The organism is Chitinophaga sancti (assembly GCF_034087045.1).
In the GTDB taxonomy this organism is placed as follows: domain Bacteria; phylum Bacteroidota; class Bacteroidia; order Chitinophagales; family Chitinophagaceae; genus Chitinophaga; species Chitinophaga sancti_B.
This window is the reverse complement of the sequence record NZ_CP139247.1, coordinates 3,311,474-3,336,471: the sequence shown is the minus strand read 5'-3', so window position 1 is coordinate 3,336,471 and position 24,998 is coordinate 3,311,474. Positions and strand designations below refer to the sequence as shown.

Sequence of the window (24,998 nt, the reverse complement as noted above, 5' to 3'; positions counted from 1 at the left end):
TAATTTTTAACAGGTTTAAAACACAACATTCAGATTAAAACCAAACCTTCTCGTAGTAGGTGTTTGCAGACCGGAAGCGGCGCTGGCTGTATTGTACTGTTCTACATCGATACCTTTGTACTTGTTATCTTTATAGAAATAGAGCAGGTTCCTGCCCACCAGCGATACGTTCACATTGCTGATGAAAGTCTTATTCAGCCATGGCTTTGGTAATGCATATCCAATCACTACCTCTCTCAGTTTTGCATAGGTTTTGCTCGTCAGCATACCTTCCTGGATCTGGCCATAATACTGGGTAGCCCAGGTTTGTACTGTGCTGGTCGATGTATTCGGCGCAAACTGCAATTCACTGTAGTTGGTGATCTTTCCGAAGTTGTCATACTTAATAGCTGCCCCATTGGAGACCCGTACACCCTGGCCTACATAGGTACCTTTATAACTGCTCACCCCTGCATTCGCATCATCATCCAATCTTGATTTCCCAATCGCGCCTTCTACTGTAGCGATGTTAGCACCACCCTGCATAGTCAGTGAATACAACCTGTTACTGATCACACCACCCACATTTCCATCAAACTGAAAACTGAGTGACAATTGTTTATACCTGAAAGAGTTGTTGATTGCCCATTGAAAATCCCCGTTCATATAACCCAGGAACTGGTTCACAGGGTTCTTCAGTGGTTTTCCGCCTGCATCGTATACGATCTGTCCATCTGGTGATTTCACAAAACCGGTGTTGTATAATTTATCCGTTCTGTCTCCCTTTTTGAAGAAGGTATTGTAATAAGTCTGACCCGGAGGCAGCTCAGCATACACATCTTTGTAGGTAGACCAGTTCACGAGTACATCCCAGGAGAAGTCTTTTGACTTGATGGCGGTACCATTCAATGTGAGTTCATACCCTGTCTTTTTTGTCTTCAGGGCGTTGATATAATAGCCGGTGTATCCTGAAGCAGGGGATACAGCATTCTGCAATATCTGCGGACCATCTATGTATTGAAAAGCAGTGGCGCTGAAGCCCAGCCTGTTTTCCAGGAAGCGGATATCAAATCCTTCTTCAAAGTTCACACGATTGAACGTCTTGATATTTGGGTCAAAAATATTAGTGGATGAAGACGCGGCAGTTACATTATTATAAGGCTTGGAAGTGGCGTACACAGATTGTAAGGAATAGTCAGGACCATTATATGGGCTCAGGTAGTTGATACCATATTGTGAAAAGTTAGTCGTCAGGGTGCCTGCAGTAGAACCACTTAACTGTGTATAGGTATTATAAGGTGTAGCGCCGATAGTAGCCGCAGTGGCATCACCATGTACAGTAGCATAGGAACCACGTACTTTCAGGAATGAAATAAAGCCGGGCAGTTTAATATAATCAGAGATCACAGAAGCGACAGCTACACTTGGATAGAAGTAGACGTTACTACCTTTTGGTAAAGCAGATGATTTATCTACTCTTCCTGTGAATGATAAAGTAGCATATCTGCCGATGCCCGCATCCATAGAGGCATATGTGCTCAGTACCCGCATGTCTGAATTGAAGTTGTTCGTCATCAGGGCATTCAGGGAGTTACTGAAGTTATATACCTTGGGAATTACGAGATAGTCAGTAGAAGTAAAGTTAGAGCTATACGTGAACTCTCTCCAGTTGGCGCCGACCAGACCTGTCAGGTTCAACAGTGGCGTAACATTGTAGTTATAGTTCAGCATTACATCTGTATTGCTTTCAAACATGTTCCTTCTGTCTTCACGGTAATCACCCTGACCCAATGTTCTGGCATAGGTATAAGCGCCCCACGGCATTTTCTCAGTACGTAATAAGTTGTAGGTCGTGACCTGTGTACGGCCGGATACATCTAGGTGTTTATCCAGTTTATAGTTGGCAGAGATATACCCATTCACATCTGTCTTGTAGTGACCACGCAACCAGTCCTCCACCATCATCCATGGGTTATTGTAATGTACGTGCTCAGGGAAAACAATTTTCACATCCTTATACCCCGGTTGCCATTTGCCCCTGATGTCAGGAGAAGTAACGCTCCACTCATCGCCTGTCCATACAGACAGATCGTACACAAGGCTGTTAGGGCCATATGTGACGTCAGGGATATTGGGTGTATAAGTACGGCTGAAATTAAAATTCGTATTAAAGGTCAAACGGTCAGATGCCTTGTAAGATGCGGTAGCGTTGAAGTTCACAATATTCACGCCTGTATTTGGAACGATGCCTTCCTGGTGAGATTGGGATAAAGAAAAACGCATCGCATATTTCTCACCGGAAGCAGACAAGGAAATGTTGTTGGTCGTTTGAAACCCTGCTCTTAAAAAGCGTTCCAGGTTGCCTTTTCCATTTACATACCCCCTGTTCAGATAAGGTGCTGGTTTGATATGTCCTTTATACACCTGGTCACCGAAAGTAGTGGTGTAGATATTATTTGCATCGTACTCCCCATCATACTGCGGCAGCAACTGACCACGAAAGCGGGGTCCCCACAGCTGGTACTGCGCATCCTGCAAGCCACCACCAAATCCATCAGCATAAGCATACAGTCCATACATACCACCACCGTATTCATGTTGAACATGTGGCACGGCAATGAATCCTTTATCAAAGGAGTTGGTAGAATTTACTTCTACCACGAAACCGCGCTTAGGGTTTGCCTTTTTTGTAGTAATAAGGATGGCACCATACTGTGCACGGCTCCCATACAAAGCAGCGGCAGCAGGGCCTTTCAGCACACTGTAGGATTCAATATCGTCAGGACTGATATTCCAGGTATCGCTGCTGATAGGTACCCCATCCACAACAAACAAAGTGATCTGGTTACCGCGCATCACCAGTGAAGGTGTACCCATTAATTCAGGATTGGCAGCAACGGATAAACCGGCGACCTTTCCTGTAAGGCCGGTTACGGGGTTGGCATCTCTGGCTTTTACCAGGTCAGCACCTTTTACTTCCTGCACGGCGTAACCGATCTTCTTAATTTCCTTTTTCACACCCAGTGCAGTAACAACGACTTCATTCAATCCTTTTGCATCCTCATGCAGACGGATCATGAGGGAATTGTTTCCTTCCTGTTTAATTACAAAGCCTTTATAACTACCGGGCGCATAGCCCATGAAAGTAAAGCTCAGATCATATGTTTCTCCTACAATTAATTTTTTGAATTCAAATACGCCATGTTCATCGGACAAAGCAGCATACTTTTGGTGTGTGCGCTGGTTTTCGGCCTGCACACTTACACCGGGCAACAGGTCGCCTTTATCGCTAAGCACACTGCCTGTCAGCGCCTGTGCCCAGGCAGTCTGACATACAAACAGGCATAGCAGCCAGGTGGCAAATTTCAAAGTCGTTTGTAATGGTCTCATACATAATGTTTGTTTAGTGCAAAAGGGAGCCCTTTGCAGATTGGTATATCTGCATTTCCCCATTATCGTAAGGGCGATGTATTATTTATCTGATTATTACGGTATCATTTACCTGTGTCACTGTCAGTCCGTTCATCTGGCCGATTACATGCAGGATAGTTTGCAATGAATCTGTTGGCATGACGGAACCTGTAAAGTAGTGATGCCTGAGGGGACCCGGATCATACCGGATCACGCTGTTGTATCTTCTGGACAATGCATCCAATACTATTGCTACAGGTGTATTATTGAATACAGAATCACTGGTGGCTACCGTAGGTACAACGAAATCATTGTATACTAACTGTTGCCCTGGCTGCATAACTACTTTTTTCATTGATGCCTGTTGAACCGCTATTTTACCGCTATATAATGTTACAATTACCTGTTTCTGGTGTTGGTCTATATTAAAGCTTGTACCTAATACAGTTGTCGTTACAGGGCCTGCATATACCATAAATGGAGCATGTGCATCTTTGGTCACATTGAAGGTAGCTTTACCTTGCAGGTATACTTCTCTTTCTTTGTAACGGATACTGCCATTTTTAAATAAGTACACGGTGGTACCGTCTGCCAAAAAAATGGTATCTTTTTTATGCTGGTCATTTTTATACACCTGCCATTGTGCAGTCTTATGTGCAGGTGTGTGCAATGAAGCCATCATAGCAGGTTTGCTATTCTTTTTTTGAAAGAGCCCTAAAGTTGCTAATACAGATACAACCGCAGCAGCAGCCGTCCACATCCACTTTTTCATACGCGGTCTGCGTACGGTGTACTTTTCAATCTGATGGTACATCGAATCGCTCAGACCAGCTGGCAAAGCTGTATCCGCATCTGTCCCGTCCCAGTCCTGTTGAAGAAATGCATCTAACACATGCGGGTGCTCATGCAGGTAATCAGCTATGAACTGTGCTTCTTCTGCTGTACAAAGTCCTTTCAGGAACCTGTCTAATTGCGCGTGAGTTATCTGCATGTATAGTTGACTTCAAAATTGTTTACGCATGCCGGCATCGTCATCCCCTGCTGTTAACATTTACTTAATACAAATGAGTAGCAGGATGAGTAGCTGCATGGATTTTACCTGCCGCAAAGCTTTGGTAATGTGGTCTTCTACGGTTTTTACACCAATAGATAAGTGGAGGGCGATTTCCTTGTTGGTAAATCCATGGATTAATCTTAACTGAATTACTTTTTGCCTCACGGGGGGTAAGTGGGCAATGGCAGCATGCAGGTAATCCTGCTGCTCATAGGCCAGCAAAGCCTGTTGGGTACTGGCTGGTTGCAGATCGCTGAAAGAATCCTGTAATTGCTGCCGATGGGCATGACGACGCAGGTGGTCTATCAAAACGGAATTAGCTACAGTAAATAACTTTGTATCGAGTGTGCGGTCTTCCTTTAAAGTTTGACGGTATTGCCATAATCGGATAAATGTTTGTTGGGTCAGATCTCTGGCTGTATCATGTGTGGCATTTCTTTTCAGAAAATAGCGGTAGACTTTTTTGTGTGTCAGGTCATAGACCTGTTCGAACACCGTCTCATTGCCATCTTTCAATTGTAAGATCAACATGTTGCAACAGTATGGTGGTTGCAAGTTGAGGATAATTACTGACTCCTTAAATTAACTTACTGTTAATACTTCCTGTCAGTCGTATAGCGTACTATTTCTTCCAATGCATCTTTCACTTCTGTATTATCAAAAGTATCGAGTATGGCCAACGCCTCGTCTCTGAAGGCATACATGCGTTCAGTTGCATAGTCAAAGCCACCACATTCCTTTACTACTGAAATCAGGTAAGCAATTCTTTGCTTGTTGGTATTCTGGTGCCTGATGATGTGTAATAATTCTTTACGCTGTGCAGGGGAACAATTGGCAATCGTATAGATTAAGGGCAAGGTTACTTTCTTTTCCTGGATGTCATTGCCTACTGGTTTGCCGACATCTTCAGTGCCATAATCAAACAGGTCGTCTCTGATTTGAAAGGCCATTCCTACTTTCTCTCCGAACAATGCAATCTTTTCAACTATGGTTTCATCATTGGTGGCGGAAGCGGCGCCGGCTCTACAGGCTGCCTTTAGCAGCGCTGCCGTCTTTTGACGGATGATGGTATAATAAACGTCTTCTTTTAAATTTAACTTTTTCGAGCGTGTCAGCTGTTCCAGCTCACCGATGATCGTCTCTTCAATGGCGTCCGAAAATATCTTCAGGATCTTATGATCGCCTATCGAGAGAGATTGCAGCATGCCGTTCGAAAACATTACATCGCCCACTAATACAGCCGTGCGGCTCTTCCAGAGGGCATTTACCGAGGCTTGTCCTCTCCTTTCCGCTGCATCGTCTACGATATCATCGTGTACAAGCGAGGCATTGTGCAACAGCTCTACCAATACAGCGGCCCTGTAACTTTGTTCGGTGATCTTGCCCGCCAGGTGGGCGCTCAGCAATACAAATACAGGTCGTACCTGCTTGCCGGAATGTCGTAGAATGTAGTCAGTGATCTTATTAAAAAGCGCACTATCACCCTGCATCCATTCGCGCAAATATTGGCCAAAACGTGTAAGGTCCCCTGTTAGTATCTTCTTCGCTAATTGCATAAAGTGCCCCAAAGATAATAAATTCTGTCAGCAGGTAAGCCAATCTCCATCAGCCTACCTGCTGACAGCCATTCATATCATTTTGCACCGTCGATGGTACTCTGGCGATAGTTCGTTACTACCGGCTTGAATTTTACATGCTCTATCTTTAGTACTACAGGGTTTGGCCACTTGCGATCAGTGTAAAAACGCTGTCCGTTTACAGCACTGATGAAAAGCCCTACAGGGGTATTCTGTGAATAGATACCCGCATCAAAGTTTTCTTTATATTCTACCAGCTCACTGGCATAGCCTAAAATGGACACTTTGGTCTGGGCATTTCCCTCCAATGTGTGAAACACCATATCTTTTCTTTCTCCATATTTCCAGTCCTTACCGCCCTGTACAAAGGCATAGACGGTCGTACTATCCCCACCACGGGTGAACCATACATTGCCTTCTTTGGCTATATGCCAGGGGCGTACGCCTGTCACAGCTTCGTTATTGGCAAACTGCCACAGGGCCAGTTCACGCAGCAGCGCTTCCTGTTCTATCTGGATTTCTCCATCCGGTTTGGGTCCTACATTCAGTAAGAGATTGCCCCCTTTAGCCCTGGTTTCAATGAGCATATTGATCATCTCTGTGCCGGATTTCTGAGGGTCGTTGGTAGGTTTATACTGCCAGTCTGTACCCATGGTAAAACAAGCCTCCCATGGACCGGGTAAAACTGCATCAGGCAGCTCCTGCTCCGGCGTATTCATTTGTCCGCGGGTCACTACGATGTTCGGTTGCAGTTCCCAGGCGTATTCTTTCAGCCCTTCGGCAGGACCATCGAAGAAGATAAAGTCGATCTTACCGTAATTACTTAAGAGTTCTTTCAGCTGCGACTTGTCAAGTGCCATCAGCCCCGGGTTCTTTTCAGGAAAGTGCTGTGGCAGCTGCATTCTGCCTACGGGAATATGATGCTGATATAAGTAATTAAAATCCTCAGGTGAGAAATAGATACCGATCGCGATACCTTGTTTGCGGAAGGCATCAAAGATGGCTTTGGTCGCATCTTTTTTGAAAGGCGTATTCATAATATTGAAAGGCGTAGTCTTTGTATCCCACATACAAAAACCGGAGTGGTGCTTGGTGGTGAATACCACATATTTCATACCCGCGAGTTTAGCGAGCACAGCCCAGTCGTCAGGATTGAATTTATGTGGGTTAAACGTTTTGGGCAATTCTTTTGTAAACCGCTCCAGGTATTCGTCGGAGGCACCCGCCATACTATGGCTGATCACAGCGCCCAGCTGGGCATCCACACTCCAGTGAATAAACATCCCAAGACCAAGGTCCATGAACCATTTCTCTTTTTCAGGGTCGTTGCTGGTTTTTTGAGCGGAAACGTTAAAGGACATGACAATACAGGCTAAAGCCAGGCATAATTTTCTCTGCATAATAAATCCAGTTGATAAGCAATGGATAATAATACAAAGAAAATCCCCGAAATGCAAGGGATTAAATACCGCTGGCTAAGATTGTGATGGCCTCGTCCATTTCCTGTGTAGTCAAAGATGCAAACCCAATCCGGCAGGCATTTTTCACCATATAAAAAGAGCCATCGCTGATGTAAAGACCCTGCTTTGCTGCATGTGCCGACAATGTTTTTAAAGGCACTTTGAACTGCGACCAGATGGCCATGCCACCCATAGGTACAGTATATTCTACTGCCCCCGGCATACATGTATCCAGTAGCGTAGTCAGGTGCTGTAACCGGGTATGATAGACCTTATTCGCCTTTTTCAGGTGGCGGGACATGTCTCCGTTTTTAATCAGTATCGCCAGCGCATCTTCCATCAGGTGGTTGCCTTTCAGGTCCAGTAATTTGCGGAGGTAGATGCCTTGCTGGATAAAGTCTTCCGCACCTACCAGAAATCCGATACGTACAGAAGCCGCCAGCGATTTGGAAAAAGAGCCTATGTAGATCACTCTTCCATCATGCTGCCCGCTGGCCAGCGGCAGATAGGGAGAGGAATTATAATGGAAGCCATAGTCATAATCGTCTTCGATGATGGCAAAATTGTATTGTGCTGCCAGTTCCAGCAGGTGCATTCTTCTGGCAGGACTTAAGGTAACGGTAGTCGGATGATGGTGATGAGGAATGACATAGAGCATGCTGATAGGATGCTTTTTACAGATAGCGGCAACGGCGTCGGTATCTATGCCCTGCTCATCCACAGGTACGGTGAGGAGGTTCGCACCCAGGTGTTGGAATAACTGACTGGCAGTGTTATATCCGGGTGTGCCAGCGATCACATGGGCACCTGGGGTAATGGTAAGGCGTGCGGCAATGTAAATGGCCATCTGGGCGCCATGGGTGATGAGGAGGTTCGGGATGTCAGCTTTGATACCTCTTGTTTCAGAGAGGTAGTCTACCATCGCTTCCCGGAGACTGAGAGCGCCGGCTGTGACAGTGCCAGTAACCGGGTTTTTGTATTTGAATTTCAGGAGACTTCTGTATTCCCGCATCAGTAAGTCCAGCGGTGCTAAACGGGTATCCGGCCAGCCATCGTCAATAATGAGGCGGAATGGAGTATGCGGAGGGTAGATACTACCCTGGTAATTGGATGTCAGCACATTGAAGGGAGCAGACATTTGTTTGCCATAACCACTGGCGCCTTCCTGTTGCCATTCACGGGGTTTCAGTTCCGGTAGATTGCCGGCTACATAAAATCCTTTCCGGGGAGTGACGAGGATCCATCCCTGAATTTGTAATTCACTGTAGGCAGCGACGACGGTTTTGCGATGTACATCCAGCGTTTCAGCCATTTCACGGGTACCTGGAAGGGCCGTTTCGGGCTTTATGATTCCGTTCCTGATATGTTGGGCAATAGCATTGGCAATCTGCCTGTAGACAGGCAGGGCTAAGGTTTTGTTCAGGGGGATGAGGGTCTGAAATGGCAGCATCTGGACTACTTTGTATTTTAAAACTGGGATACAAAGATAGTCCTGACAAGCAGTAATTTTGATAAATAAACCAGAAAAATATGCACATCCATTACAAAACAGACACAGTTCCGGCTACAGCGGATATTATTGAATTATATGACAATGCGGAATTGAAAAGGCCGACAAAAGATGCGGGGAGGATGGCGGAGATATATAAAAACTCAACCCTGGTTGTATCTGCGTGGGATGGGGAGAAATTGGTAGGGGTAGCGAGGTCATTGACTGATTATTGTTTTTGTTGCTATCTGGCTGATCTGGCGGTGAATAAGGATTATCAGTCGACGGGGATCGGGAGGAAATTAGTGGCCTTGACGCAGGAGGTGATAGGGCCAAAGACGATGTTATTGTTATTGTCAGCGCCGACAGCAATGGAGTATTATCCAAAAATTGGGATGACCAGGTTGGATAATGCATTTTATATAGCAAGAAAGGAATAGACTACTACGTAGCCTTTACATTCCGTAGAACTACGGATTATTTTCCGTAGTTCCCCTCTGGTGCTCTTCCTTCCGCCATTTTATCTTTGTATCAGTTTAGTTCTCATCAAAGTTGATGCACCTGCTGACAGCACCAACAAAGGACCGACGGCTAGTAATCGTCGGTCTCTTTTTTTTTGAAAATGGTTTTCATCCCCGTAGGTTAATAACCTCTTTCATGAATGTTTTTATTTGATATTCTGTACTTGCATTAATATTCTCCACTGGCACCACCGCCACTGGCACTACCCCCACCAAAATCAAAGCGATCTTTGCCTGGTGCACCTGTCCTGAATGATTGTGAGATCACAATCGACTCAATCTGTAAAGCTTCCAGCGTACCTTTCTCATCATCTTCCTCAGAAGTAAACCCATGCTTTGGCTCTTTGAGGTATTTGATAATGCCATAGGCTAATAGGATCATGATCAATCCACCGAGTGTCATCGCGACTTCCAGTGGTGCCACGCTATGGTAATATCTTACAGTAAACACAATAGCTGCTACCAATATCATTCCCACACGGATCAGGATCTGGTTTTTATTTCTGATTCCAAAGAATAAATACACGAAAGGAATCACAACAGTCGATATCCAGAAGATCCATCCCATTGGTAAAATAACCACATGCCATCCGGGTTTGTCGTTGTACAACGATTCATAAAACGATCTCACCACAAAATAGTTTCCTCCTGCATATAGGGTCAGCAATGCCAATGCCTGCATCCCTTTCATTACACTTTTATAGTGCCTGCATGCATCATCCTGAGCCAGCTTTTTAAACAGCCAGTACATGCCAAAAGAAACCCCGATTATTATAAAAGGCAACATTAACAAGAGCGACTGCAGGGATTCTACCAAAGTATACAACAAGGCCAGTTGTGCCACCCAACCCATTACCTGGTCAGCAAAACGCAGAAAAAACCAGGTAGCAGTTATAAAAACAAAGATGCCTGTTCCAACAGGGCTCATACTCACACCCAATAACAGCACCCCTCCTATCAAAGCACTTCCACACATCCACATCAACGCGGCATCTGTACCTGACTTATAATGTTTTTTATCTTTCACCAACAGTTCCAATACGATAAATGAACCTGCTGCAAAAAAGATATTAATACCTCCAAACACATTTTCAGAAGCTCCTCCCAACATGATTAAACACAGGAACCCATAAGAAAAGATACCTATTATCAACGTTAGTATAAACAATCCTACCCGCAAGTACATATTAGGAGTATACAATACTACCGGATAGGCAGCTTTAATAGCGGCCAGTTCCTCCTGTGTGATCAATTGTTTCCTGAAAGCCTTTTCAGCTTCAAGGACAATCTCCCTGTTATCCAGCTGTTGCTTATTGTAGGCTATCATGTTTGATCTTTTTATTTGAGTTAATGAGGAATACAATCAGTCCAATAGCAGAGGCGATGAAATACAGGATACCTGCGTAAATACCACCCTCGCTCTCTGTGAGAATGAGCAATCGTACTACTACATAAGATAACCCTATATAACCATATAAAGCCATCATCAGCAGAAAATAAAATGACTGGTGTTTCAATGCCTCCCTGTATATATAGCAACTAATGCCGATCTGAATTATGAACCATACCAGATAACTGGCATTTTCTTCATTATAGTAATTAAAATGAGATTTAAACATCGCCGTTACACATGCCAGCAACACCAGGTGCATACCGAAGTTGCGGTAGGTAAAACCGAAATGAGGTTTCTTTCGCAGATAGTGGGTAAGGTAATCCATCAACAGCAAGGCGGCCCCCAATATCAGTCCTGTAATGATCAGGCGTGTATCTATATACATCGTACCTTTCATAAATGTCAGTGGCGATACATTTACACCCAGCCATGCAGCGAGGTTGGTAATAGCCAGACTCAAAACGCCTAAATGATCAAAGTAATAAGCGCTGAAAAACAACACTGTCAAAGGAATAAATGTAGCCGTACCATAGTGGAACTTAAATACGCCATACGCCCCTTGCAGGTAGGTGATAAAGGTGATGAACAACAAACATCCTAACAGCAGAATGTAATCGAAGAATGGGTTGGGAGCTGGAACCTTTCCCCATGAGAAAGGCAACTTTCGCCGGAAGCAATAATAAAAACAGCCGGCACAAGCCAATGCAATTGCTAACAGTACGACCTGGTGGCCAATGGTATCGATATTCTTGTAAACAAGGACACCCAATCCCCCGCTTAATAACAGTACTCCTAAATAAAGAATGGTTTTCAATTCCCAATGGAGGCTAAACAATTTTTCCCCGGCGGCAGCATGGATGTTGGACATTGACCCGGGGGAGATCAAACCATCCTGCTCCAGTTTCCCGAACATGCGAATATTCATTCAGGAAAAATATAACATTAAATTCATATAAAAAAGGATTGGGGGAAGGGTGTATGCATTAATGTGAAAAATTACCAGCCTAATTTCACTTTGAAATTCATTGACTTAACTTGCAAACCAGCCATGATAGCTAGTTTGGATAAAAGAAAGATTTTATTCACCTGTAAATATGACTTAGCTTTGCCACCGCAAAACCAGCGACCACCCCAGATATATCTCATCTCTGAGTGTACTAATGCCCGCTCAGAATAACCCTAAAACCGGATATGTCGGACGCTGTAAATTCAATTGACCTTCTGTCTGAGCTAGTCTGTTACATCAGCATTAAAGATGCTCCGCTGATTACGCAGGAAGAGTTTGAAGAGCAGAAGAACAAAATTAAAGACTATGAAAAAGACATTCAAGTTGCCATTTTTAACAAGGCAGTGTTATTATCGTCTCCTCAACATTACAATGACTTCATATCGTCATATTCAAGAGTATTATCTCATCTTGCAAACTGCCTGACAGAGGCCCTTCCCGACGTTTCCGAAGATACCGGCGAAGGCTCCTTCACGGTGTATTTATTAAATTACACATTACAGGCGGTTCAGAGATTAAAGCTATTTATCGATAACCGCTTCTTCCATACATCTGGTGGAATACCGGACCCCGATAAACCCCTTACCAGAGAAAAACTCAAATTGAATATTGCTGTATCTGTTATTGCTACGCTGATGTCTGCATTTGTGCGGTCGGGCGATCATATTTCTATAAAACAGGAGACAGCGATCATGCGTTTTGCTATACAGCTGTTTAGCTCAAAGCAGGCGGATGAGATAGCGTTTAAAAGTTTTCAGAATCATTATAGGATGCCTGAGAAAGCAGCGATAGATAAAGCGTTAGAGATATTGAAAGGGATGACCAAGTGGTTGAGGGAACTTTAAGAGGATAAGGAGTTATGAATGAAACAGTTGGCAGGGGTTGTACAGGCCCTTGCAACTGTTTTTTCCGGAGAGAGGGATGTTACTTTGTGCCATTTAAAGTTATGGACAAGGAAATATATAATTTCACCTTCAATAAGGAAGATGCAACTTTTCAGTTTGATAGTATTGGGCCGAAAGGTAAAATAAGGAAATTAATTTCATATATCCTTTTCGATAGAATGGATGATGGTACACCTGTTCTAAATTTAGCATTTGGCGATTTAGAAGGTGATGACCAAAATATCAGCGATACAGTTGTTTCAAATAATTCGGATAGAGACAAAGTTCTTGCGACAGTAGCCAGGACTGTATTGCACATAATTGATTCGTATAATAAAGTAGGAATAATTGCTCAGGGTAGTACTCCATCACGAACCCGATTATATCAAATTAGTATCAATGCTTACAAAGAAGAAATTGACGAGCATTTCGAAGTCAAAGGATTAACGGATAAAGGATGGGAGATATTTAAAAAGGGTACAAACTATTCATCATTTTTAGCAACTAAAAAAGTTTAAAATTTTAAACCATGAAAAAAAAATCAGTATTTTCTGAAGTCTTAAACAAAAAGTATAAAGCAGTTGAAGGAGGGGTAAGCATTTCAATAGAAGACATACGCAAAAGCCCATTTATTATTAAAAAGTTGGAAAATGCTAAAGCTACATTGAAAAAATATCCCATCCCAATGCACTTATTCAAATAAAAAACAACATAGCCTCACCCCTGTGAGGCTTTTTTTCACCCCTAATACCCACATTATCAATCACCTACCACCACCTACGCACCCCTCCACAACTACTCTCCCATCCTCCCATCCCCTTTCTTTGCATAAAACCCAAAATCATGAACAACAAACAAAAACTATTCACCCTTTCCCTCCACCAGCAGGAATCCAACTGGTACAAAACCCTACACCTACGCATCATCACCAAAGGCAGCAAACCATCCGCCTTCCGCCTCATCATGCTCCTCCTCCTCAACTACCGCCACATCCCCAAATATTCCAACTTCCACATTACCATCAACTGTTCCCAACTAAACAGTTATCCAACCCCCACCTTCGATAAATCATCCCTAAACTAACCTCAACCTCTTCATTTTTTGCCACATTCATATTTATCAAACAAGCCGGGTATTCCTACCTGGCTTTTTTTTATCAAAACAATCCCCTGATTATCAAAACACAACTAAGGGTTGCACACCCACCCACAACTATTCTCACATTGAACTTTTCAATTCCTTTGTAGCGAGTTAACAATTTCAGATCTCTTACATCCGATATTTCATTAGGGGTTAAATGTATATCAGACATGTCAGGTATTCTTGCCAGACATCCTTCATTTTTCACGCATAAGTATTAGCCCGGCAATCTTGCCGGGCTTCATTTAACCAGACCTAATATGAATAATTGATTTGCAGAATCTATTTTTATTATTACTTTTAAATCACCAGCCCAAAACATTCCTTATCTATATTATGCATAAAGTTCCACATAGTGACGTTGATTTGCTGAAACTGATCGCCCGGGGAGACCGGCATGCATACCAACTTATATTCGAAAAATACTGGACCTCCATCTATAATACCGCCCTCCTCCTTACCAAATCGCCCGCTTTTGCCGAAGACATCGCACAGGATGTATTCACCATGCTTTGGGAAAAACGCTCCTCCCTTCCCGCTATCGAAAAGCCCGAAGGCTTCCTCTTTATCACCGCCCGCAATATCATCTATTCCCGCCTGCGCAAACTAGCCAGCGACAAAGCTTATAGACAATACATCCAACATTGCTTCCAGGAGCAGCAAGCCCCCACTGCACAAGAACAAGCAGAATACAAAGAACTGGAACAAACCATTCTCAGCACCATTCACAATCTCTCCCCCCAACAACAAAAAGCTTTTACACTAAGCCGCTTCCAGGGCATGCAACATAAGGAAATCGCCCAAAACATGGGGTTATCCCCCGTTACTATCAAAAGCTATATCGTCCAGGCAATCGTCACCCTCCGCAGGGCACTGGCCAATCACCCCGCCCGCTCCATCCTCATCCTGTGGGCACTTTCCTTCCTGCCATAATTTATTTTCAAAACACCACCTCCCTCTGCCCAGGTTGTGCGTCTTTACCTTGTTATGGATCAGAAAACCTTTTCAATCCTTTTAGAAAAATACCTCAGGGGGAGCATCTCCCAGGACGAAGTCAACAGCCTGCTGAACTCCCTGGAAGACGATGCCATGCGACTACAATGGGAGCAGGCCATCGCCGGCATGCTTGCAGCGCAAACGCAGGAGAAAAATATGCTACCAGGGAATACGCAGGGAAAAAACATACTACCTGCCCATATACAAGAAAAAAATCTGCTACCTGCTCAAACGCAAAAGGAAAACCTGCTACCTGCCCAAACCCAGGAGAAAAAACCACATAAAGTAATACTTTACGCCGTAGCAGCTACCTTATTAGCCCTCCTGGCCACCAGCATCCTCTACCTCACCCACAATAACCAACAACCACCCATTCAAATTGCCACCATGCAACCTCATACAATTGCACCCGGTGGTAACAAAGCCATCCTCACCCTCGCCGATGGCAGCCAGATCACCCTCGACAGCGCCAACAACGGCGCCATTGCCCACCAGGGCAACGTCCAGGTCATCAAACTCAACAATGGTCAACTCGCCTATAAAGCCGACGCAGCCGGCACAAACGAACTGCATTACAATCGCCTGGTCACACCCAGGGGAGGACAATTCATGATCATCCTGCCGGATGGCTCCAAAGTCTGGCTCAATGCCGCTACATCTCTCAGGTACCCTACCGCTTTCAGCGGAAATACCAGGGAAGTACAACTCTCCGGCGAAGCCTATTTTGAAATTGCACCCAACGCCCACATGCCTTTCATTGTCAGTGTAAACAACATGGAAGTAAAGGTCTTAGGTACCCATTTCAATATCATGGGCTACCCCGACGAAAACAGCACCCGGACCACCCTCCTGGAAGGCGCCGTTCAGGTACAACACAATACCGCCAGCGTACGCCTCCACCCGGGCCAACAAGCTTCCCTGCAAGGAGAAAATATGACTGTAAAAAAAGATATAGATGTAGATGAGGTAGTCGCATGGAAAAACGGCTATTTTCATTTCAACCATGAATCACTACCCGGCGTAATGCGCCAGATAAGCCGGTGGTACGACGTAGAAGTTATTTATGAAGCTAATATACCCGAAAGGGAATTCGGGGGGAAAATCGAACGCAATAGCAGCTTAAACGACGTTTTGAAAATACTTGAACTCAGCAATGTTCATTACAAGATCAAAGAAAGGAAAATTATAATCACCTCTTAAATAAGAAAATACATCGTCTTATTCAATACGAAAATCATTATTTCCACCTAACAATATCAACCGTTATGAAAAAATAGTACTTACTGCCCGACCAAAAAATAACCGGAGCTGATTGCAGTCTGCTCCGGCGAATGAAAGGGCAAACCTGATGAATTGCTTTCTCAAATTCCACAATCCTGGCCCAAAGCCAGGAGGGGACATTATTTACCCTAACAAATCAAATGTATGCATTTAAATTCTAAACGGCGACTGTACCTCAAAACATTCCTTGTTATGAAGTTATCCGTAATTATTTTGCTATCAGCCTGTATGCAGATCTATGCTAAAGGATATGCCCAGTTTGTATCGCTTTCTGAAAAGAACGCGTCACTGGAAAAGGTTTTCCACAATATCGAAAAACAAACAGGCTATGTCTTTTTCTATGATCACAAATTGATCGATCAGGCGCCAAAAGTTTCTATCGATCTCAGAAATGCGCCGCTGGAAAAAGCTCTGGACCTTTGTCTGAAAGACCAGTTGTTATCATGGTCTATCATAAATAAAAATATCGTTATTAAACCACGGGAAGCACCTGCACAACCTGTGCATCTAACGCCACCGCAAGATACCCTCCTGAATATAAAAGGTAAGGTGGTCACCGACAAAGGCCAACCCCTGCCCGGCGCCACCGTCATGGCCAAAGGCACCAGCAATGGCGTGGTCACAGATGCTGAAGGTAACTTTAGGATTAAAGTCAAACGCAATACCACCATCGTCGTTTCTTTTATCGGTTACAAAAGCCAGGAAGCTGAGATCACTAACGACCAGCCACAAAACTTTAGCCTCGCCGAAGCCGCAACCCTCACGGACGAAATTGTGGTAGTTGGCTATGGCACTGTAAAGAAAAGTGATCTCACCGGCTCACTCAGCCAGGTAAGATCTAAGGATATTACCGCTTATCCCTCTACCAATGTCATGCAGGCACTCAACGGCAGGGCAGCCGGTGTACGCGTCATGCAAAACAACGGTGCCCCCGGTGCCAGCGTAAGTCTGCGTATCAGAGGTACGAACTCCATTTTAGGTGGCAATGAACCCCTCTATGTGATTGATGGCTTTCCCTACAATGGCAATCCGACCTTCCTACAGAACGCCGACATTGCCAGTATTGAAGTACTGAAAGACGCGTCCTCTACCGCTATCTACGGTTCCAGGGGCGCCAATGGCGTAGTGATGATCACCACCAAAAATGGTAAAAAAACCAATATCACATCTGTGGAAGTAGATGCCGGTTACACCATTCAACGTGTATCTAAAAAAATGAAGCTCATGAATGCACAGCAATACGCATTACTATACAATGAGCAGGCTGCAAACGACGGCTTATCCCCCTACTTCACGCAGTCACAGATTGACAGCCTCGGACATAATGCCGGCACTGACTGGCAGGACCTCGTACTTCGTAAAGCACCACTGTATAATATTAGCGCGACGGTGAACGGTGGTACAAACAACACCCGGTTTTCACTGTCCAGCTCTGCCTACTTACAGGATGGCATTATCAAAGGCAGCGACTACAAACGTTATAACGTGCGTGGTAATATTGAACATGATATCAGCAAGGTGCTCAGCGTCTCTTTAAATACTATCCTGACAAGACTCAATAGCTCACGCAAAAACTCTTCCCTTGGCAACAGAGGAAGCGATCTGATATCAGGTATGTTAATGGCGCCTCCCTCACTCACTCCTTATCTGGCGGATGGTTCGTACAGAAGATTGAATACGGCTTATTCCTTTATCTCTAATGTAATCGTCAATCCGTTAGTACATATCTACGAAGAGTCAGACATGATCAAAGGTGATCGTGTGTTATCAAATGCAGCCTTAACGATCAAGCCCATTACAGGACTCACCATCAGGATCTCCGGCGGCATCGACAACCTGAATGACCGCGTTGACGCTTACAACAACATAGAACCTACCGTCAATTCTGTTGGCTATGCCAATATAGAAACCACGCAACAGACAGGCCTCCTGAATGAGAACGTGATCACCTACCAGCGTGCGTTCAATAAGCACTCCTTTAGCATCATGGGTGGCTTCACTTATCAGGATAATACCAATACTACACTGAATGCTTCCGGCACTGGCTTTCTCAGTGATGTATCTGGTACCGGCGATATTGAAAGCGCTTCTACACCAGGCATTCCAAATAGTAGTTATTCTAAATGGGTATTGCTCTCTTACCTGGGCAGAGCGAATTACAGCTATAATGACAAGTACCTGTTCACTGCCAGCATTCGCCGGGATGGTTCTTCCCGCTATTCAAAGAATAACCAGTGGGCGAACTTCCCTTCTGCCGCCATTGCCTGGAAAGTGGCCAATGAAGAATTCCTGAAACAGTCTAAGGTGATCGCTGATCTAAAACTAAGAGCCAGCTATGGCCTCTCTGGCAATACATCTATTAATCCATATCAGACATTGAACCAACTCGGCGCAGGCAATACTATTTTTGGCGATGCCGCTTATGTAGCCTATTCTCCCGGCACTACACTGCCCGGAGACCTGAAGTGGGAAATCACCCACCAGCTGGACATTGGCGCAGATATCGGCTTCCTGCACAATGACCTCTCCATCACGCTTGACTATTACAAAAAGAAAACAGTAAACCTCCTGAATACCGTGCAATTACCGGCTTCCATGGGGTATACCACCACCCTGCAAAATGTAGGTGAAATACAAAACAAAGGTTTCGAACTCGGTATTGACGCTGCCATCCTGAAAGGTCCCCTGAGCTGGAATGTAAATGCCAATATCGCCGTGAACCGCAACAAAGTGCTGAAACTGTACAATGGCCAGGATATCTATGGTGATGCCATCTATACCGGCTCCTTAAACGACTATGTCAATATTCTCCGGGAAGGACAGCCACTAGGCATTTTCTACGGATACAAAGAAAATGGCTACACCGCCACCGGCAATCTCCAATATGTAGATATGAACAAAGACGGTGCGATCACTGCTGCTGACAAAACCTACATCGGCAACCCTAATCCTGATTTTACATACGGCCTGAACTCCGTACTAAACTGGAAAGGCTTTGAACTCACGATCTTCATACAAGGCTCACAGGGTAACAAAATCATGAACCTGAACAAAGCCGTTTCTCTCGACCTCGGTATGGGTCTCAACCTGCCGGCAGAAGTTTACGAAAGCCACTGGACCGCCGAGAACCCAAATGCCAAATATCCAAAGATCAGCAGGACACTCTCTGCCAATATCTCTGACAGGTTTGTTGAAGACGGCTCCTACCTGCGCTTTAAAAATATCCAGATCGCATACAACATACCGGCCAAACAACTCGGCTGGAACTGGGTGAAATCTGCTCAGATATACGCCAGCGGCCAGAACCTGATCACTTTCACAAAATATTCATGGTATGATCCGGAAGTGAATGCCTACGGTGGTTCCAACTCCATTCGGCAAGGCATCGACTACTCTGTTTATCCAACATTCAAATCTGTAACGTTCGGTATCAGATGTGGCTTCTAAAATCATTTAAAATATCAACCAATGAAACAGTCAATTCTCTTTCTATTCATTATATTCCTGATCACTTCCTGTTCAAAAAAACTGGAAGAACATCCAAAGTCTATTGCAGCAGAAGTATTCTACAATACCACCAGCGAAGTGGAAGCCGGGCTTGATGCGATCTATATTCCTATCAGGAGAGTCAGCACTATCGGTGCATTATATCTCTGCCAACAGGAAATATATTCAGAATACCTCTATGGCCGTGGCAGTCACGCACCACTCAATGACTATAATGGTCTGGACAATACGAATATGACCCGTATCAATAGTATGTGGACCGACTTCTATGAGTCTATCCGTGATGCTAATATCGTGATCGAAAAAGCACCACTGGGTAAGTCACTGACTGCAGATGATCTGAAAAAATATGTAGGAGAAGCCCGCTTCCTCCGTGGTCTCTGCTATTTCTACCTGGTGCGTAACTGGAATGGCGTACCATTGCGTACAGAAAATAACATGGATTCCATCAACCTCGCGAGAGCCACTGCAACGGATGTATATAACTATCTCCTGGCAGACCTTGAATGGGCAGAACAAAACTTACCTGACAATCCACGTTTGGTAGGCGCACCTTCCAAATGGGCTGCTAAATCAGTACTGACGGATGTATACATGACCCTGCATCAGTACGACAAAGCGAGAGACAAAGCACTGGAAGTGATCAACTCCGGCAAATACTCCCTCGTAAAAGTAAATGTAGCGGCTGATTTCGATAAGTTATTTGGTCCTGACATCTCCAATTCCACAGAAGAGATCTTTTATCTTAAATATGCGCGTACCCCTTCAGGACAAGGTTTCCCCTATCCTATCTACGCGCATTATCCTAACTCCGGTTATTACCCGCCCGGCGGCTATTATACATTCTACAGTGACTCTGAACAGAACAGCTTTGTAAAGAACTGGGACAAGAATGATCTTCGTTACGCTTATGACTGGTATGCACAAACCTTCGGGCTGGGCGCTACGACTATCCTGTTGAAAAAGTTCAGTGATAAAAGCGCTGTCACCGCCGGCGGCAATGATTATCCCATGTATCGCTATGCAGATATCTTATTGTTCTATGCCGAAGCGGTCGCACAGGCAGAAGGTACCCCCTCCGCTGATGCACTGGAAAAACTCAACATGGTACACCGCAGGGCTTATGGCAAAGATCCACTCACTGCCGATGCTTCTATTGACATTCAGTTGACGGACCAACAATCATTCATTGACCGCGTCGTGCAGGAAAGAGGGTACGAGAATTGTGGAGAAGGTAAAAGGTGGCTGGACCTAAAACGCCTGGGTATCGCCCAACAGGTGATAGCCGCTGTAAAAGGCAAAACCGTTACAGAACGCCACCTGCTCTGGCCCATTCCCACTGTGGAATACAACTACAATACTGCCATTAACCCAACTACTGATCAAAACCCTGGATACTGATGAGAAAAATAATAGTATTGCTTTGCCTGCTAACGACCGGAAAGCTCTTCGCACAAAACATACGGGAAGTAGACATTTGTATTTACGGCGGTACTTCTGCTGGCGTAATAGCTGGATATACAGCTAAAAAAATGAATAAATCCGTACTCATCATCGAACCCGGCACAAGACTGGGGGGCCTCACATCCGGTGGCCTTGGTTACACAGATATTGGTAACAAATATGCCATTACCGGCATTTCCCGGGACTTCTACAGACGTATCGGAAAACACTATGGCCGGTTTGAACAATGGATTTTTGAACCCGGTGTTGCAGAACGCACCTTCCAGCAATATATCAAAGAAGGTGGTGTAGAAGTCCTGTACCAACAACACATCACAGGTGCTAAAAAAACAGGCAACCGTGTCACGGAAATACAAACGGGATCAACCATCATTCGTGCAAAGATGTTCATTGACTGCTCTTACGAAGGAGACCTAATGGCAAAAGCCGGAATCTCTTACACCGTAGGCCGTGAAGACAATGCGCAATATGGCGAGACCTATAATGGTGTACAGCTCCGCGAAAAACACCAGTTCCCCGATGGTATCGATCCTTACAAAGAACCCGGCCAGCCAGCCAGTGGCTTGCTCTGGGGTATCAGTCCGGAACAGGTAGAAAAACAAGGTGCCGGTAATAAAAAAATACAGGCGTATAATTTCAGGATCTGTCTGACCAATGAGCCTGACAACCTGATTCCCATTACACAACCGGCAGACTACAATCCTGCGCGGTATGAACTCCTCCTCCGCGTAGTACAGAAATTACAACCTAAGAATCTAAGCGGCATGTTGAAAATAGACCTCATGCCCAATCACAAAACAGATATCAATAATAATGGTCCTTTTTCCACAGATATGATCGGTATGAACTATAACTACCCTGAAGCTGATTACGCTACACGGGAAAAGATCACAAAAGATCATGAATTGTACAACAAAGGACTACTTTACTTCATCGGTCATGATCCCCGTATGCCTGAACATCTGCGCAAAGAGATGTTGCAATGGGGGTATCCGAAAGACGAATATCCAACGTCCGGCAACTGGTCGCCACAAATGTATGTACGCGAAGCCAGAAGAATGGTTGGCGCTTACGTAATGACACAGGCCAATTGCGAAAGCAGGGAAGTTGTGAAGGATGGTATCGGTATGGCGGCATATACCATGGACTCTCACAACTGCCAGCGGATCGTAGAAAATGGTATGGTCAAAAATGAAGGCGATGTGCAGATCGGCGGTTTTGGCCCCTACCCGATTGCATATCGTTCTATCATTCCAAAACCGGAAGATTGCAGCAATGTATTCGTACCTGTGTGTATGTCTGCTTCGCACATTGCATATGGCTCTATCAGAATGGAACCAGTGTTCATGGTACTGGCCCAGTCAGCTGCCGTAGCCGCCTCTATAGCGATAGACAATCGTCAGTCCGTACAGGATGTCGATGTTTCAAAGCTACAAGCCCTCCTGCGCCAAAAGCCGTTGGCGACAGACGCCACACCTGAGATCCTGGTAGACAATGATGATGCTACCCATGTGATCATAAAAGGCGACTGGCAAAAGGAAACCAAAGGTGCGTATGGCCCCACTGTGTTTATTTCAAACAGTGCCGGCAGCATTCGCTATACACCCGAAGTAACCCGCACCGGTACTTACAAAGTGTATACCTATGTACCCAAACGCACTGATCTGCCAGCCAGCACGCATATCCGTCTTTCTGCAGATGGCAAAACTACCCAACAGGTCTCCTACACGCCTGCCTCCATTAAAGTGGAAGGACAGACTTCCGGTGAATGGGTGGACCTCGGCACTATCAAACTGACCAAAGGCAGTAAGGCATTTGTAGAAATCACCAACGAAGGCAAGGATGGTGAAGTGGTAGCAGATGCCGTGCTATTTTACCCTCAGTAAATTAAAGTCCGGTAAGAATACCGGACCTTGTTCCCTATCAATCTTAGATTTGTTTGGATAATGAAATATCTTAGTAGTAAGTCCGGCAAGATTACCGGACTGTCTGATAGCTGCGAAATCTAAAATTATGTCTGATAGGACTACCAAACATGGGATTTGTTATCACATAAACCCTCATTGAGAATTCACTAGAATCGATGCCTTTATAAGCAAATAGCAACAATTAATGACATCAGAATAGTTGCAACAGGTGGCGCAACCATTCGTAACTAATTCATTATAAAATAATTAGGGCTGGCAATATTGCCAGCCCTAATTATTTCCCTATCTTAACGCATGCTTTTTCATTTCCGCCATCAATTTCCTCAGCTAAACGCCTATTGGGACAAATACCTTCCCTATCAGCAACGGCTTGAAATACCTGCTAAAACCGTCCTTCTTGATGAAGGTAAAAAGTCGCAGCACTACATCTACATCGAAAAGGGCCTTATCCGTACCTACTTCAATAAAAACGGCGAGGATATTACCGTTCAGTTCTTTTTTGAAAATGAAGGACTTTCCTCGTTCGACAGCTTTATCAACAATACACCCAGTCCCATTACCATCGAAACCATAGAACCTTCTGTCGTTTACCTGCTTGCGAAGGAACATGTAAACCAGCTTCTCGATGATCTTAGCCACGAAAAGGGCTTTATACAGATGATCCTCCAGATGACCGCGCAGCGCCAGACACACTATATCAATGAATTTGTCTCCCTCATCAGGGATACACCTGAACAGCGCTACCAAAACCTGGTCAATGACCGCCCTCACATCATTCAAAGGGTACCGCAGCACTACATCGCCTCTTACCTGGGTGTGAGCAAAGTACACCTCAGCCGTATCAAAGCCAAACTGGCCAAAGGTAAATCTCACTTCTGACAGTTGATAACATATGTTATCGTACAGCCCCTTTCCCTGCCCTAATTTTGTGTTATCAAAAACGAGATAACATGAAAGCAGCAGTATTATATCAACCAGGAGAATTGCCTCAATACACAGATTTTCCTGCACCAGCACCTCAGAACGAAAATGAGATAGCTGTTGATGTCAAAGCAGTGGCCATAAAACACATCGATAAATCAGTCGCATCCGGCAAGCACTATTCCAGTGAGGCACCTAAAGAAAACGGCCGTGTGATAGGTGGAGACGGCATCTGCCTACTGCCCGATGGCACAAGGGTATATGCAGTAGGCGCCAGTGGTATGCTGGCTGAAAAGGCCACTATTGAGAAAAACATGATTGTTCCCGTTCCGGATACACTCGACGACGCTACCGCAGCAGCACTGCCCAACGCAGTCATTGGCGCAGCCATGGCCCTTCGTTTCAAAGCTAATATTCAACAGGGAGATACCGTCCTGATAAACGGCGCCACCGGTTTTACTGGTCGCATAGCTGTACAGATTGCTAAGCATTATGGTGCAAAAAGAGTGGTGGCGACAGGTAGGAACCTGGCCTCTTTAAATGAATTATTAACACTTGGTGCAGATGAAATTATCCCTCTCTCTGATGATTTTCACACCCAATTAAACGGCCCTTTCGATATTGTCATTGACTACCTCTGGGGGCATACTGCCGAGAAGATCCTCTCCACCCTGAAAGGTAAAGGCAGGTTCACCCACAGCACCCGCTATGTATCTGTTGGCAGCATGGCAGGAGATACCATTACATTATCGTCCGCTATCCTTCGCAGCGTAGACCTTCAGCTATCCGGTTCCGGCCTGGGCGCATGGCCTAAACAGCAGGTGGGATTACTCTTCTCAGAGATCCTTCCTGAAATGTTTGAACTCGCGGCCAAAGGCAAACTGGTTGTCTCTACCACCACCGTAAAATTAAAAGACATCTCTACCCTCTGGGATAAAGATGTCTCCAACGGCGAACGCCTGGTTGTAACAATATAATCATCAGCAC

At 44.9% G+C, this 24,998-nt stretch carries 20 protein-coding genes; 12 read left to right on the top strand and 8 right to left on the bottom strand.

What is annotated here, in order from left to right:
- Nucleotides 1-15: 15 nt before the first annotated feature.
- The 6 genes from SIO70_RS13905 to SIO70_RS13880 all read right to left on the bottom strand — a co-directional run bounded on the left by SIO70_RS13905 (nucleotide 16) and on the right by SIO70_RS13880 (nucleotide 8,931).
- Entirely contained in the window at nucleotides 16-3,369 is a 3,354-nt protein-coding gene (locus SIO70_RS13905; protein WP_320581460.1) for a SusC/RagA family TonB-linked outer membrane protein, read from the bottom strand.
- 85 nt (nucleotides 3,370-3,454) lie between these two features.
- The gene (locus SIO70_RS13900; RefSeq protein WP_320581459.1) at nucleotides 3,455-4,381 is read right to left on the bottom strand and encodes a FecR family protein; all 927 of its coding nucleotides are present in this window, start codon (nucleotides 4,379-4,381) and stop codon (nucleotides 3,455-3,457) included.
- 60 nt (nucleotides 4,382-4,441) lie between these two features.
- Nucleotides 4,442-4,975 carry an RNA polymerase sigma factor gene (locus SIO70_RS13895; protein WP_320581458.1) on the bottom strand — a complete coding sequence of 178 codons (534 nt, stop codon included), beginning with the start codon at nucleotides 4,973-4,975 and terminating at the stop codon, nucleotides 4,442-4,444.
- Nucleotides 4,976-5,037: 62 nt separating this feature from the next.
- A complete protein-coding gene (locus tag SIO70_RS13890) occupies nucleotides 5,038-6,000 on the bottom strand; it encodes a polyprenyl synthetase family protein (RefSeq protein ID WP_320581457.1) in 963 nt (320 codons plus the stop codon).
- 77 nt (nucleotides 6,001-6,077) lie between these two features.
- Nucleotides 6,078-7,421 (bottom strand): alpha-L-fucosidase, encoded by a 1,344-nt coding sequence (locus SIO70_RS13885; protein ID WP_320581456.1) that lies wholly within the window; start codon nucleotides 7,419-7,421, stop codon nucleotides 6,078-6,080.
- Between the two features lie 61 nt (nucleotides 7,422-7,482).
- A complete protein-coding gene (locus tag SIO70_RS13880; protein ID WP_320581455.1) occupies nucleotides 7,483-8,931 on the bottom strand; it encodes a PLP-dependent aminotransferase family protein in 1,449 nt (482 codons plus the stop codon).
- Between the two features lie 80 nt (nucleotides 8,932-9,011).
- Here SIO70_RS13880 and SIO70_RS13875 point away from each other — a divergent pair, with 80 nt between their 5' ends.
- Nucleotides 9,012-9,410: a GNAT family N-acetyltransferase gene (locus SIO70_RS13875; RefSeq protein WP_320581454.1), complete on the top strand. Its 399-nt coding sequence runs from the start codon at nucleotides 9,012-9,014 to the stop codon at nucleotides 9,408-9,410.
- Nucleotides 9,411-9,660: 250 nt separating this feature from the next.
- Here the strand turns inward: SIO70_RS13875 and SIO70_RS13870 are convergent, their stop codons facing one another.
- Together SIO70_RS13870 and SIO70_RS13865 are read right to left on the bottom strand one after the other, a co-directional pair.
- Complete coding sequence (locus SIO70_RS13870) at nucleotides 9,661-10,818, bottom strand: hypothetical protein (RefSeq protein ID WP_320581453.1); 1,158 nt, start codon at nucleotides 10,816-10,818, stop codon at nucleotides 9,661-9,663.
- Nucleotides 10,802-11,809 (bottom strand): DUF2157 domain-containing protein, encoded by a 1,008-nt coding sequence (locus SIO70_RS13865; protein WP_320581452.1) that lies wholly within the window; start codon nucleotides 11,807-11,809, stop codon nucleotides 10,802-10,804. The genes SIO70_RS13870 and SIO70_RS13865 overlap by 17 nt, the downstream gene beginning before the upstream one ends.
- A 266-nt stretch (nucleotides 11,810-12,075) precedes the next feature.
- Between SIO70_RS13865 and SIO70_RS13860 the strand changes: the two genes are divergently transcribed.
- From SIO70_RS13860 to SIO70_RS13810, 11 genes are all read left to right on the top strand, one after another.
- The gene (locus tag SIO70_RS13860; RefSeq protein WP_320581451.1) at nucleotides 12,076-12,735 is read left to right on the top strand and encodes a hypothetical protein; all 660 of its coding nucleotides are present in this window, start codon (nucleotides 12,076-12,078) and stop codon (nucleotides 12,733-12,735) included.
- A gap of 101 nt (nucleotides 12,736-12,836) precedes the next feature.
- Nucleotides 12,837-13,292 (top strand): DUF6934 family protein, encoded by a 456-nt coding sequence (locus SIO70_RS13855; protein ID WP_320581450.1) that lies wholly within the window; start codon nucleotides 12,837-12,839, stop codon nucleotides 13,290-13,292.
- Between the two features lie 11 nt (nucleotides 13,293-13,303).
- On the top strand, nucleotides 13,304-13,477 hold the full coding sequence (locus tag SIO70_RS13850) for a hypothetical protein (RefSeq protein WP_320581449.1): 174 nt from the start codon (nucleotides 13,304-13,306) through the stop codon (nucleotides 13,475-13,477).
- Nucleotides 13,478-13,617: 140 nt separating this feature from the next.
- Entirely contained in the window at nucleotides 13,618-13,857 is a 240-nt protein-coding gene (locus SIO70_RS13845; RefSeq protein ID WP_320581448.1) for a hypothetical protein, read from the top strand.
- Nucleotides 13,858-14,250: 393 nt separating this feature from the next.
- Nucleotides 14,251-14,847, top strand: a complete 597-nt coding sequence (locus SIO70_RS13840; RefSeq protein WP_320581447.1) for an RNA polymerase sigma-70 factor — start codon at nucleotides 14,251-14,253, stop codon at nucleotides 14,845-14,847.
- A 54-nt stretch (nucleotides 14,848-14,901) separates the two neighbouring features.
- On the top strand, nucleotides 14,902-16,110 hold the full coding sequence (locus SIO70_RS13835; protein ID WP_320581446.1) for a FecR family protein: 1,209 nt from the start codon (nucleotides 14,902-14,904) through the stop codon (nucleotides 16,108-16,110).
- 273 nt (nucleotides 16,111-16,383) lie between these two features.
- Entirely contained in the window at nucleotides 16,384-19,638 is a 3,255-nt protein-coding gene (locus tag SIO70_RS13830) for a TonB-dependent receptor (RefSeq protein ID WP_320581445.1), read from the top strand.
- Nucleotides 19,639-19,659: 21 nt separating this feature from the next.
- The gene (locus SIO70_RS13825; protein WP_320581444.1) at nucleotides 19,660-21,099 is read left to right on the top strand and encodes a RagB/SusD family nutrient uptake outer membrane protein; all 1,440 of its coding nucleotides are present in this window, start codon (nucleotides 19,660-19,662) and stop codon (nucleotides 21,097-21,099) included.
- Entirely contained in the window at nucleotides 21,099-23,048 is a 1,950-nt protein-coding gene (locus tag SIO70_RS13820; protein WP_320581443.1) for an FAD-dependent oxidoreductase, read from the top strand. Before SIO70_RS13825 ends, SIO70_RS13820 begins: the two co-directional genes overlap by 1 nt.
- A 336-nt stretch (nucleotides 23,049-23,384) precedes the next feature.
- Nucleotides 23,385-23,969 carry a Crp/Fnr family transcriptional regulator gene (locus SIO70_RS13815; protein WP_320581442.1) on the top strand — a complete coding sequence of 195 codons (585 nt, stop codon included), beginning with the start codon at nucleotides 23,385-23,387 and terminating at the stop codon, nucleotides 23,967-23,969.
- 71 nt (nucleotides 23,970-24,040) lie between these two features.
- A complete protein-coding gene (locus SIO70_RS13810) occupies nucleotides 24,041-24,988 on the top strand; it encodes a zinc-binding alcohol dehydrogenase family protein (protein ID WP_320581441.1) in 948 nt (315 codons plus the stop codon).
- Nucleotides 24,989-24,998 lie beyond the last annotated feature (10 nt).